The following is a 12424-nucleotide window of genomic DNA, read 5'->3' on the forward strand; positions in this document are numbered from 1 at the left end:
GTATTATTTATCCTTATTTATCAGCTTAGTGTGCAACTACCAGTTGTATTTTTGTGATCTCTTCACCTGCAGAGATCACTACGAAGTAGTTACCGTTTGGCAGGTCAGCAGTGCTTACGTTTACTTTTTGCTCACCGGCTCCCAATTGTTGTTGTATTGGTGCTGCAACCAGCTTGCCATTCATGCTTACAACTGTTACAGAAACTGTTTTAGGTTCGTTCAGGTTGATAGCAACAGTAGCCATATCCCTTGTTGGGTTAGGATACAGTTTTACAAACTGAGACAGTGAAGTGTTTTCAACATCTGCAGGGTTCAGGCCAACACCTTGAACTGCGAAGTTGAATTTGCTTTCGTCAAAGTCGTTGCTTGATACTGTGATGTCAGCTTTGCGCAGGCCAACAGCCGTAGGAGCAAATTTAACGGTCAGTGTTTTAGAGCTGTTAGCAGCAATGGTAGCAGGGAATGTGATACCGCTGGCAGCGAACTCATTTGCATTGGCGCCTGCAACCATTATCGTGTCTATCATCAGGTCAGCAGGACCGGCATTTTTGAGCTCAAAAGTTTTTGTAACAGTTGTACCTGTAGCGGTAGTTCCGAAGTCTGTATTGTCAGATGTCTGAGGATTATTAGCGCCGGCAGGTATATTGGTACTGTTACCTTCGATGCTGATCTCAGGGTTTGCATTGGCAGAAGCAGGGTTGAAAACAGCGATCAACTGGCCACCTTCTACCAGTTCACCTCCCTTACTGTAGTGCGCCTGGTCAACAGCCAGAAACCAACCTGAGCCTAAAATGTGTTGCGCATCAAATATACCAGAACATTCTTCATCCTGGGTCAAGTAGTTAGCACCGCCTGATAAAAATCTTGTATTATCATGTTCAGCCAATACATTCATTGAATCTCCTGCTATGCTATATTGTAATATCCTGCCTATGTGAGCGTTATTACCTACGTCCTCAACTATCAGTAAATGGCCCCAGTTGTCGATAGTGATATTATCCATCATTTTCTGACCTTCTGTTCCGTCCATTACAGCGTTGATCTTTCCTCCTTTGGCCGGATCTGTAATGTCAGAAAATTCCAATTTCCATAAGCGGCTCGGGCTGCTGAATGAGTTGGTAGTTACAAAGTAGAATATGTTAGGATTGCGTGGATCCCAGCAACCATCCTCAGGACGCAGAAATGATGTAACACCGGCATTAACGCTGCTTGTGTTGAATGCACTACCATTGATGCCTACTGTGGTACCCATGTCTACCAGTGTGAATGTAGTATCACTTACAGGAAGGTTACCATTGCTTTCAGATGCATATCCCGATACTGCTACACCATATACTTTACCACCTGTCAACCCGGCTTTTTCGATTGTGTTGCCTGAAGATTTTTTTTCTCCGATATAAAAGTATACCTGGCCGCCTGTTCCATCATCAGTTAAACCAACGATTGTTTTGTCTTGCTCGTAAGGACAAGCTACAACGTTCTCATAGGCCATTTTAGCCAGGTAAGTCAATTCGTAAGAAGTGCCTGCTTCGGAGCCTGTAACAATGTGACCCATTGGACGGCCTTCAGTGCCACTCTCTTCACCATCTGTAAAGATGCGATCCATAGTCCCTTTGCCGGTTTTGCTATTGTAATAGGCGGAAACAGCAGCCAGGTCAGCAGAACAAAAACGAGCGAATGCTGCATTTGTAGAAGGGTTAGAAGAATAGTAAGTGTTGTACTTGTTAGACTCCCACAGTTTAACCCTTTGCATCAGGTCACTACCGTTTAGTACTTTCAGATCGTTTACATCTTTTTTGATGATCCATTTAGAAACGAAAGAACCAGTACTACCGTGTGCACGTACGGTACCTGCGGTATTACCGAACTCGTGGTTCATCAATAATGTGAAAGTACCGTCACCATTGTCGAAGGCTCCCATACCGTCAGGCGTACCTGCCATCTTGTAACCATTAACTTCATCACCTACCGTCAGGATAGATGTGATCTTAACGCCATTTGCTACAGGTACCAGGTATGGGGTCTCCGATGAACTTGGCCCAGTAGTTTGTGCGTTGGCCAATGCTGCCACGGCCACACAACTGCTTGTTAGTAAAAACTTTTTCATAAAAATTGTATTGATGGTTTTATGGTGCAAAATTCCAGTGGTAGTGTTAAGCTATTGTATTAGCGGGGTTACCGAAATTTTACCTAATTGTTACCCAGGTTAATTTTCCCTAATCAAATTGTTATGTCTATTGGAGGGTCTGATTTATTTTATTATTGTGTTTCTCTATACCCCTTATTTGAAAATGGGGGCTAAAAAAGATAATTTTGCAGGCTGGATAGTTTACTATGAGAATACTGATGGTCTGTTTAGGTAATATTTGCCGATCACCCATTGCTGAGGGGCTGATGCAGCATAAAATTGAGGAGTCCGGGTTGAATTGGCATGTAGATTCGGCAGGCACTGAATCATATCATATAGGTTCGGCACCACATAGGTACTCGCAGGAAATATGTTACAGAAATGGCATAGACATCAGTACACAGCGTGCAAGACAGTTCAATATTAAGGACTTTGAGCGCTATGATAAAATATATGCGTTGGCACAGGATGTGTATGAGGAGATACGGGAGGCTGGTGGATCAACGGCAGATATGTCGAAAGTAGATCTTTTGCTGAATGAGCTTGATCCGGGTGAGAATGAGTCTGTACCTGACCCGTATTACGGTGGAGCTGAAGGATATACGTTAGTATATGACCTGATAGACCGCGCATGTGAAGCCATAGTAGAAAAGTATAAGTAAAGTAGTTATGTCAAAACCATCTATTCCGCAAGGGACAAGGGATTTTTCACCTGAAGAGGTGCGAAAACGCCAGTATATATTAAATACGCTCAAGACCATATTCGAAAAATATGGTTACCAGCCATTGGAGACTCCTGCCATGGAAAACCTGGTGACCCTGACAGGTAAGTATGGAGAGGAAGGTGACAGGTTGATATTTAAGATACTCAATAATGGTTTGCACGAGAAGAAGGATGCTGACAAGCAAAAACTGAATGAAGAGTGGCAGAAGCTGTTGTCTAAGCCATATTCAACGCCGGTAATAACAGAACGTGCTTTGCGTTATGACCTGACCATACCTTTTGCCCGTTTTGTGGTAATGAGACAGAATGATATTGCCTTCCCTTTTCGCCGTTACCAGATGCAACCCGTGTGGCGAGCAGACAGACCTCAGAAAGGCAGATACCGTGAGTTCTGGCAATGCGATTGTGATGTTGTGGGCAGTACTTCTTTAATTAACGAGGCCGAGTTGCTTTGCATATACAGGGAAGCATTTCACCAGATGAAACTTCCGGGTGTTGCCGTTAAGATTAACAGCAGAAAGTTGCTGGCGGGGTTGGCAGAGTTGTGTGGTGCTCCTGAAAAGATGATGGACATCACCATAGCGTTAGACAAGCTGGATAAAATAGGCTGGGAGGGTGTGACCAAAGAACTGGTGGAAAGAGGAGTAAATGAAAATGGCATCGACAAAATAGCCGAGGTAATAAATGTAAACGGAAATAATGTTGAGAAACTGAAGGCTCTGGAGACTGGTATGGCCTCAAGTTCATCTGCCCTTGCAGGTATAGAAGAGTTGCGCAACACACTAGCCTATCATCAGCAACTAAAAGATGATGCATGGTCGTCTGAACTGGTTGTAGATATAAGCCTGGCCCGTGGACTTAACTACTACACCGGTGTCATCATGGAGGTGACCACTGATGCCGTGAAGATGGGCAGCATTGGTGGTGGCGGCAGGTATGACGACCTGACCGGGCTGTTCGGACTGAAGAATATGTCGGGGGTAGGTGTATCATTTGGAATAGACAGGATATATGATGTACTGGAAGAGCTGAACCTTTTTCCGGAAGAACTGGCTGCAGGTAGTAAAGTGATGTTGGTGAATTTTGGTGGTGAGAATGAATCATATGCGTTATCTGTTTTGAAACAATTAAGAGATGCAGGCATATCTGCTGAACTTTATCCTGATGCTGCCAAGTTTGATAAACAAATGAAGTATGCTAATAAAAGAGGTATGAAATATGTGATCATTCCCGGAGATGATGAACGTATTGCAAGTAAAGTAAGCCTGAAAGATTTTGTGAGCGGTGAACAGCAGTTATTGAGTATAGCAGAAACTTTAGAAAGACTCAGTAACTAATAAAATAAATATTGCAGAAACGAAAAAAGACAACCTGATCGGTTGTCTTTTTTTTATAGTGTGTGTGTTTAATGTCTTATTTGGTTCTGCCGCTTTTCAGGAAAGCAGGGCAGTTGGCTTGCCAGTAATCGTGCAGGTTACCGATCGCATTCAGATAAACTGTTACTGTCAGGTTACCGAACCAGTACAGGTCGTTAGATTTACTGTCGCCACGCTGATACCTGTAGTCTGGATAGAATTTCTCTTTGTCCCAACCCGGCAGTTCGTCTGTACGGAAAGAATAGTCAACAGCTTGCTGGCCACGATATTCTTTCAGCGTATTCATATTTACATAGGACTTACTTACATCATCCAGATAGTCAGTATTAGTGTAGCGGAAGCCGATTTCCGGAGTGATCATGAAAGTTTTACCCAGGAAGAATTTCAAACCACCGCCTATCGGGAATGAAACGTTAACCAATTTGTACTCTTTGCGATCAGGATACAGTGGAATGTTCTGTCCTTCTGTACCTAACGGGCGCAGGTATATCTGTTCGCCCTGTGAGCCACGTGTATAAGGGTTGAACCTGAACACAGCTATACCCATAAAGGCATATGGAGTGAACTTTACACGATCCTTTTCTATCGGTAGCAGGTTGAATTCAAGACCTCCGTGAAACTCCAGCAGGTTAGATTCAAAACTTAGGTTACGCTCTACCCTTGCCGGGATGCCAGACAAGCTGTCGGCTGCGGCGATTTTGGTATAAGCTACGCCAAAACGTAAGCCTACATGAGGATTCATGAAATATTTATACATGATACCTCCCATAGCGTGGGTGCTGTTATCCGGGAAAAGATCGGGTTGCAGATCACCGTAATAACTGCTTATCCCCGCAGATAATCCGAACTCATGATGCTGCTGTGCAAAAGACGACAACGGCAATAACAAAGCTAAGCTGAGTATAATACGTTTCAAGACGGTCTTAGTTTTAATTACTAGATAATCCGAAAGATAAAAACAATTTTTCAAAAACAAAATACAACGTTAAAACTCTAATCCTATTTCAATTAATTATATATACATTTGTTTTACTTTGTATGACCTTTATATATCATGTTTTATGATGATAAGAGCTGTTTTCAGCGCAAATACATTATTTCCCGTTCAGGCAGGGCATGTATGATGCAATATGTTATTTTTGCGAGCCTTATAATAATTTAATACAATGACTGATCTGATAGCCGATCTTAAAGAGAGAAACCAGCTGCAGGATATTATTCCCGGCACGCAAGAGCAACTTAATAAGGAAATGACCGCCGGATATGTGGGGTTCGACCCGACTGCAGATAGCCTGCATGTGGGTAGTATGATGCCTATTATACTGCTGATGAGGTTGCAGAAAGCAGGCCACAAGCCATATGCGCTGGTAGGTGGTGCCACAGGTATGGTGGGCGATCCTTCGGGCAAATCTGCAGAAAGGAACCTGCTGGACAAGGAAACATTGGATAAAAACTGTGCGGGTATCAGGAAACAACTGGAAAAATTCCTGGATTTTGACCCGGCCAAGCCCAATGCAGCAGTGATGGTGAATAATTATGACTGGTTCAAGGATTTTAATTTCCTTGATTTTATCCGCGATGTGGGTAAACATATTACCGTGAGCTACATGATGTCGAAGGATTCTGTACAAAAGAGGCTGGAAACGGGTTTGTCGTTCACTGAATTCTCTTACCAGTTGATACAAGGCTACGACTTCTACTATATGAATGAGCACATGGGCGTGAAGTTGCAGATGGGTGGTGCTGATCAATGGGGTAATATAGTAACAGGTACAGAGTTGATACGTCGTAAGGGGGGTAAGGAAGCATTCGCCTTTACCGGGCCACTCATTACAAAGAGCGATGGTAGCAAGTTCGGTAAATCGGAAGGGGGTAATGTATGGCTGGATCCTGAACGTACATCGCCATACACCTTCTACCAGTTCTGGATAAACATGCCGGATGATGAGGCAGAAAAGCTATCATTAGTGTTCTCTTTCAAGCCTGTTGAAGAAATAATAGCCCTGATAGCAGAGCACAGGGAAGCGCCACATATGCGTAAGCTGCAAAAAGCACTGGCAGAAGAAATGACAGTACTGGTACACAGCCGTGAGGCTTTTGACCGTGCATTTGAGGCAACGAATATTTTCTTCTCAAAAGGCGATAAGGCTGTTGAGACCTTGAAGTCGTTCAACGAAAAAGAACTACTGGAGGCTATGGAAGTAGTGCCGAAAATAGAGGCGCAAAAGGCAGCTTTGGGAACAACTGATATTCTTACCTTCCTGGCTGATAATGGCCTGTTCGCATCTAAGGGAGAGGCTAAAAAGATGATACAAAACGGCGGAGTGAGCATTAATAAGGAGAAAATAGAAGATGTTGGAATGATGCTGACAGCAGAACATCTGCTGAACGATAAATACATGTTGGTGCAGAAGGGAAAATCAAACTATACATTAGCAATATTCAGCTAAGGCAAATTTCAGCAGGTTTGTCTTAAATTTGAAGGGAATGTCGTCCCGTAATATTAAGAGCATTTTGATCATACTGGCAGTAGCAGTGGTAACACTGCCTGCCTTTTTTTGTTCGCCTGAAAAGGGTAGACCAGACAATGAACTATACAGCTCTGTCTGGAAGAACGTGTATGATACTACCGTACATTACGTTGGTATGGATAAATGCCGTACCTGTCACGAAGCGGTGTACCAGACCTTTAAGGAAACAGGTATGGGTAAAAGCTGGGACCATGCAACCAGGCAAAAATCATCTGCCGACTTTGCTCCTGAACATGCGTTGGTATATGATAAGAACCTTGACTTTTACTATAAACCTTTTTGGCAGAACGATAGTATGTACATCATGGAGTACAGGTTGGAGGGGAAAGATACTGTGCATAAACTGGTGCAAAGAATAGATTACATCGTAGGCTCAGGCCAGCATACCAACTCGCACATTTTTACCGTAAATGGATATGCCTACCAGGCCCCAATAACTTACTACACTCAAAAAGGACAGTGGGACCTGGCGCCTGGATTTGAAAAAGGTGCCAACAGTCGTTTCAGCAGGATGATACAATTAGAGTGTATGAGTTGCCATAACGGCCTGCCTGATTTTGTGCCCAATAGTCAGAATAAATATCTAACTATCAAGAACGGCATCGATTGCGAACGTTGTCACGGACCGGGCAGTCTGCACGTACAGCAGAAAGAGTCTGGTAATATAGTGGATACTTCAAAAGGGCCGGATTATACGATAGTAAATCCACGCAGATTGTCAACAGAATTACAGAATAATGTATGCCAGCGTTGCCATTTGCAGGGTATAGCTGTGCTGAATGATGGCAAAACTTTTTTTGATCATCGCCCCGGTATGCGTTTGTCTGAAGTAATGAATGTATTTATGCCCGAGTATAAAGGCGGACAGGACAAGATGATCATGGCATCGCATGTGGAGCGGATGAAGAAAAGCAACTGTTATGTCAACTCAGGGAAGATGAGTTGTATCACTTGCCACAACCCACATGTGAGTGTGAAGTTTACACCTGACGAGCAATACATTAATGCGTGTAATAATTGCCATGGTAAAAATGATAAATGTACAGAAAGTATGGAGGTGCGAATGATACAGAACAATAACTGTATTACTTGTCATATGCCTAAGAATGGCAGTATAGATATACCGCACGTAGCCGTTACCGATCATTACATACGCAAGCGCCCTGTTGCCGAAAAAGAAAAAAGCGACATTACGGCTTTTCTTGGATTGGAGTGCTATAACAATGACCATGTAGATGCCATTACAAAGGCACGGGGATTCATGGAGTTTTACGAGCGGTATAATCCCAATAAAGGCTTGATAGATTCTGCTATAAAATACCTGGACAAAGACAAGGCAACAGAAGAAAAGGAAAAACAGAACAGGGATTACATACGTGCATATTTCGTACTGGAAGAATATGCGAAAGTTATTGAACTAGCTGCGAAACTACAACCGGAACAACTATCCGATGCATGGGCAGCATACCGTATTGGTGAGTCGTACTACTTATCTGGTAGAGCTGAACAAGCAATACATTGGTATCAACGTGCTATAGAAATTTGGCCTTATGCCCTGGATTTTCAGAATAAATACGGCAGTTGCCTGCTGGCACTTGATAATGCTGCAGATGCACAAAGAACATTTGAATTCATACTCGGCGAAAATCCACAATACGCATCAGCACATACTAACCTGGGCTACCTGTTTCTGCAACAGGGAAATAATGCCATGGCTTATGACCATTTACTGAAAGCAGTGCAATATGAACCTGATAATAAGCAGGCACTCATCAACATAGCTGTGTGGTATCACTTGAATAATAAAGACGATAAAGCCGAACGTACTTTGGAGCACCTGCTGAAAAAATATCCTGGCAATGAACAGGCAAAAGCCATGTTGCTGGATCTGCAATAATGATATACTTTGCAACAGTTTCATAACCTGATTATATTTGCGCCATAAACCTATACAAGATGTTGAAAAAACTACTACCGGCCCTGCTTTGTATAATGATCTGTACTTCCGCATCAGCTCAGTATCATAATATGGATTGCCCTAAGTTTTATGTTGGGCTGAGTACAGGTTTTAATAACCAGTCTGGCCTGATAGGCCCGAATTTCGACATCCCGCTGGTTAAACGTCTTTCATTTGGCTTTGGTGTAGGGCGTAGTTCATGGGGGTGGAAGATGTATTCCGAAGCTCGGGGTTACCTGGGAGAGTGCAACAGGAAACTGGCTGTAGGAGCAGGTATGAGTTATAATACGGGTATACAGAACTATTCAACCGTATTGCCCACAACGGTTGGTGACGCGGAAGTAAAATTTGTATGCAAACCTTCATTGAATGCTTTTGCCAGTGTTTATTATTTCTTCAATATCGGGCACGACTGGAGTCACCGTTTTTATTTACAAACAGGTTATTCATATCGTTTGTATGATAATCTGTATACTGCTGAATCAAAATATACGCTGACAAGCGAAGGCGAAACGGTAATGAGATTATTACAACCTGGTGGCGTGATATTTGCCCTTGGTTTTTCTTTTGGGTTCTGATGTAACTATATCAGAAAATATTTTACTTTACAACAACATTTATTCTATTTCCTGACCAAAACTTATAGATCTTATGCAAAAGCTCATCCTTACCCTCGCTCTTTGTTTTATTACTGCAACATCTATTGCAAAAAGTACATACGGAGGCGGACGTAATAATTCTTCGTGTTCTAAATTCTACATAGGCTTAAGTACCGGTATCAATAATGAGTCCGGCCTATTAGGTGTTAATTTTGATGTGCCGGTCACAGGGTATTTTTCATTAGGCGCAGGCTTGGGTTTGAGCTCCTGGGGCTATAAAAGTTACGGAGAAGCAAGGTTCTATTTTAGTGAATGCAATCGTGGCTGGGCGTTAGGACTTGGTGCTACATATAATACAGGACTACAGGATATGATAGTGGAAATGCCAACCACTATTGGCACAACTGATGTAACTATGGATTGGCAGCCTGTAGCTAATATTATGTTCTCAGGCTATCGCTTTTTTAATCTCGGCAGGGGTGGCCATCGGTTCTATCTCCAGTTAGGATGGTCGCAAAGAATGAATAGCACACCTTATGTGGTTACGTCTAACCATGTACTTACCTCGGACGGAACAACAGCTATGAACCTGGTAGCTCCCGGCGGGGTGATATTGGGTTTCGGGTTTTCATTCGGCCTGGGCGGCCGATAACTATTGCCTAAAATCTGAAATTGATAAATACCCTTTGGGTAAAATTGCCCATATCAAAATCTACCAGTCCACCATCAGATGGTTTAGCCGAATAGTTGACAGAACTATACTGCATCCTGATGCCGGTCAGTTCTGTGCCGAAGGATATCCGGCTGAATTGCAGCTTTACACCAACAAATGGTAATACCCCGATCGAGAAGCGGGTGGCGTCATATGCTCTTACCAGGCTCTGATTGCGGAATATGCTCGCATTGTTGTTGTCGGTTACTTCCAGGTCAAGTACATCTTTTGTACTGCCTTTGCCATAAGTAGCATACAGATCTACAGCCGCATACATGTATACTTTTTTATAAAAATGGCGTTGCATTTCTGCGCCTATTCCGGCATACACCTGTGGTATATCGCTGATAGAATGTTGCACTACCGATGTGTCTCCCAGGCTGGGGAAGATGATCTCATGATTATACTGCGAATACTTACCATATCCCACATTCGCACGCCAGGCCATATGGTTGGGTTTTACCCACCGTTTATATTGAATTGAGTTGTATGATTGAGGATCGTAACCGCTGATGCCGGGGTCTCCTAACAGGCCTATTTCATTTTTACGCACAGGTACTGTTTGTTCCGCTGACATTTCGTTCTGTGCATTTGCACTTAATGCAAATGGCAGGGCAAGCGCGAAGAGTATATATTTCATAAGGTACCGGTTTTGAGAAATGATCATTATGAATTTCGGAATATATAGTTCAATCACAAAAACTACCCGTACGGGCAAGTAGTTTTTGTGATTGCTTTAACATAAATAAAGCGAGGCTAAAACCGGTAGTTAATATAAAACCGTTGCCTGAAGCTGCCCAGTGCAACATTGAATATGCTGTAATCCGGAAGGTTGTCAAAATGTACTTGCTCCATACCGACCTTTACTACTGATGCTTCAGTACCGATACATATTCTCCTGAAGTTGATCTTGCCTCCGATAAATGGAGTAGCATCAAGGATAAAGGCGGATGCCCTGCTATTAGCCACTCTGGTTACACCAAAATAGGAGTTAGGGTTAAAACTCATTTGTTGCGATTCCAGCATTTTGGTCAGAAATTCTTCATATTCCCCTGTACCGTAACCGGCTCTTACTTCTACTGCGGCATACAGCGTTACCTTCTTGTAAAACTGTCGTTGCACTTCAAGGCCGCCACCTATAAAATACAAAGGTATATTGGTGTTAGCCTGCCTGAAATACAGGGTGTCGCCACGTTTCTCGCTGTTCTCGAAAAAGTTGTTCTGGTTGTAATTCCCCAAAGCGCCTATGATGCGATAGGCTATATTGGGTTTCACCCAGCGCTTATATTGCAAGCCGGCATTGCCGCTGTATTCGCTGTTGCCCCAATAATTGCTGTTATTACCATAGGTGGATATCGGTGTAAGAAAGATACCTATTTCATTCTTTCCGGGTTGCCTCCTGGAAGTTATTTCTGTCGTTTCCTGTGCGGTAGCGCATATACTTATACTGCCGATTAATAAGAATGCTATTACGTTTTTCATATCGTTTGGTTTTTGATCCGGATATGAACGTACGCCTTGTTAAAAATATTGCATAAAAAAGCCTGCGGAATATTTACCGCAGGCTGTGCAATATTATTATCGGTATACCGTTACAACGCTGCCTCATAGCGGGCTGCTACAGCATCCCAGTTGATCACGTTCCAGATAGCACCCAGGTAGTCAGGGCGTTTGTTCTGGTATTTCAGGTAGTAGGCATGCTCCCATACGTCAATACCTAATACCGGAGTTCCCTTTACGTCTGCTATATCCATAAGCGGGTTATCCTGGTTAGGTGTTGAGCATACAGCTAACTTGCCATCCTGTACAATAAGCCATGCCCAGCCACTCCCAAAGCGGGTAGCGCCGGCGTTGTTCATTTGCTCTTTCAGTGCGTCCAGCGACCCGAATGCACTGTTAATAGCGTCTGCCAGTTTGCCTGACGGAGCGCCACCGTCCGGGCCTAATATTTCCCAGAATAATGTATGGTTGTAGTGGCCGCCGCCATTGTTGCGCACGCCCATCGGGTATTTTGATATGTTAGCCATCAGGTCTTCTAACGACAGGTTGGCTGCGTCTGTACCTTCAATAGCTTTATTAAGGTTGGTAACATATGCGTTATGGTGCCTGTCATGGTGTATTTCCATGGTCATAGCATCAATATGTGGTTCCAGTGCGTCGAATGAATATTTCAATTCAGGAAGATTGTGTGCCATAGTATGATAATTTAAATTATGAATAATTAAGATGATGCAAAGTTAACCTATCATCAATGGAATAAAAAATCCGGATACCTTATATCAGGATAGTTAAAGGTAATGTTTGGTTTATTTAACACATTTGCTCTCTTTATGTTCAGATAGATTAATATAATTTTCTGAAACGTCTACATCCTTATCTTTGACTACTTTTTAGCAA

11 protein-coding genes are annotated in these 12424 nt (G+C 43.0%); 6 read left to right on the forward strand and 5 right to left on the reverse strand.

From position 1 onward, the window contains the following. Positions 1–25 precede the first annotated feature (25 nt). A complete protein-coding gene (locus tag H6550_04180) occupies positions 26–2107 on the reverse strand; it encodes a choice-of-anchor D domain-containing protein (protein MCB9045322.1) in 2082 nt (693 codons plus the stop codon). Positions 2108–2346: 239 nt separating this feature from the next. On the opposite strand from H6550_04180, the gene H6550_04185 reads away from it, so the two are divergent. Both H6550_04185 and H6550_04190 read left to right on the forward strand, forming a co-directional pair. Next, positions 2347–2790, forward strand: coding sequence for a low molecular weight phosphotyrosine protein phosphatase (locus H6550_04185; protein MCB9045323.1), 444 nt, complete (start codon positions 2347–2349; stop codon positions 2788–2790). Positions 2791–2797: 7 nt separating this feature from the next. Beyond that, positions 2798–4189 (forward strand): histidine--tRNA ligase, encoded by a 1392-nt coding sequence (locus H6550_04190; GenBank protein MCB9045324.1) that lies wholly within the window; start codon positions 2798–2800, stop codon positions 4187–4189. 76 nt (positions 4190–4265) lie between these two features. On the opposite strand, the gene H6550_04195 is transcribed toward H6550_04190, so the two are convergent. Continuing rightward, the gene (locus tag H6550_04195; protein MCB9045325.1) at positions 4266–5144 is read right to left on the reverse strand and encodes an outer membrane beta-barrel protein; all 879 of its coding nucleotides are present in this window, start codon (positions 5142–5144) and stop codon (positions 4266–4268) included. A gap of 250 nt (positions 5145–5394) precedes the next feature. Here H6550_04195 and H6550_04200 point away from each other — a divergent pair, with 250 nt between their 5' ends. The 4 genes from H6550_04200 (at position 5395) to H6550_04215 (ending at position 9967) form a co-directional block, all read left to right on the forward strand. Next, entirely contained in the window at positions 5395–6678 is a 1284-nt protein-coding gene (locus H6550_04200) for a tyrosine--tRNA ligase (GenBank protein MCB9045326.1), read from the forward strand. A 37-nt stretch (positions 6679–6715) separates the two neighbouring features. Then, on the forward strand, positions 6716–8656 hold the full coding sequence (locus H6550_04205) for a tetratricopeptide repeat protein (protein ID MCB9045327.1): 1941 nt from the start codon (positions 6716–6718) through the stop codon (positions 8654–8656). A gap of 59 nt (positions 8657–8715) precedes the next feature. Beyond that, on the forward strand, positions 8716–9294 hold the full coding sequence (locus tag H6550_04210; GenBank protein MCB9045328.1) for a hypothetical protein: 579 nt from the start codon (positions 8716–8718) through the stop codon (positions 9292–9294). A gap of 73 nt (positions 9295–9367) precedes the next feature. Then, positions 9368–9967 (forward strand): hypothetical protein, encoded by a 600-nt coding sequence (locus tag H6550_04215; protein ID MCB9045329.1) that lies wholly within the window; start codon positions 9368–9370, stop codon positions 9965–9967. 7 nt (positions 9968–9974) lie between these two features. Here the strand turns inward: H6550_04215 and H6550_04220 are convergent, their stop codons facing one another. From H6550_04220 to H6550_04230, 3 genes are all read right to left on the reverse strand, one after another. Next, on the reverse strand, positions 9975–10667 hold the full coding sequence (locus H6550_04220; GenBank protein MCB9045330.1) for a hypothetical protein: 693 nt from the start codon (positions 10665–10667) through the stop codon (positions 9975–9977). Positions 10668–10783: 116 nt separating this feature from the next. Then, on the reverse strand, positions 10784–11509 hold the full coding sequence (locus H6550_04225) for a hypothetical protein (protein MCB9045331.1): 726 nt from the start codon (positions 11507–11509) through the stop codon (positions 10784–10786). Positions 11510–11619: 110 nt separating this feature from the next. Further along, positions 11620–12222 carry a superoxide dismutase gene (locus H6550_04230; protein ID MCB9045332.1) on the reverse strand — a complete coding sequence of 201 codons (603 nt, stop codon included), beginning with the start codon at positions 12220–12222 and terminating at the stop codon, positions 11620–11622. Between the last annotated feature and the right edge of the window lie 202 nt (positions 12223–12424).

Source organism: Chitinophagales bacterium (genome assembly GCA_020636495.1).
Lineage (GTDB): Bacteria > Bacteroidota > Bacteroidia > Chitinophagales > Chitinophagaceae > UBA5543.

Bases quoted from the DNA above. Each gene is read 5' to 3' on its own strand.
- H6550_04185 (MCB9045323.1), top strand. From the start codon at position 2,347: ATGGTCTGTTTAGGTAATATTTGCCGATCACCCATTGCTGAGGGGCTG.
- H6550_04225 (MCB9045331.1), bottom strand. From the start codon at position 11,509: ATGAAAAACGTAATAGCATTCTTATTAATCGGCAGTATAAGTATATGC.
- H6550_04180 (MCB9045322.1), bottom strand. From the start codon at position 2,107: ATGAAAAAGTTTTTACTAACAAGCAGTTGTGTGGCCGTGGCAGCATTG.
- H6550_04215 (MCB9045329.1), top strand. From the start codon at position 9,368: ATGCAAAAGCTCATCCTTACCCTCGCTCTTTGTTTTATTACTGCAACA.
- H6550_04230 (MCB9045332.1), bottom strand. From the start codon at position 12,222: ATGGCACACAATCTTCCTGAATTGAAATATTCATTCGACGCACTGGAA.
- H6550_04220 (MCB9045330.1), bottom strand. From the start codon at position 10,667: ATGAAATATATACTCTTCGCGCTTGCCCTGCCATTTGCATTAAGTGCA.
- H6550_04205 (MCB9045327.1), top strand. From the start codon at position 6,716: ATGTCGTCCCGTAATATTAAGAGCATTTTGATCATACTGGCAGTAGCA.
- H6550_04200 (MCB9045326.1), top strand. From the start codon at position 5,395: ATGACTGATCTGATAGCCGATCTTAAAGAGAGAAACCAGCTGCAGGAT.
- H6550_04210 (MCB9045328.1), top strand. From the start codon at position 8,716: ATGTTGAAAAAACTACTACCGGCCCTGCTTTGTATAATGATCTGTACT.
- H6550_04190 (MCB9045324.1), top strand. From the start codon at position 2,798: ATGTCAAAACCATCTATTCCGCAAGGGACAAGGGATTTTTCACCTGAA.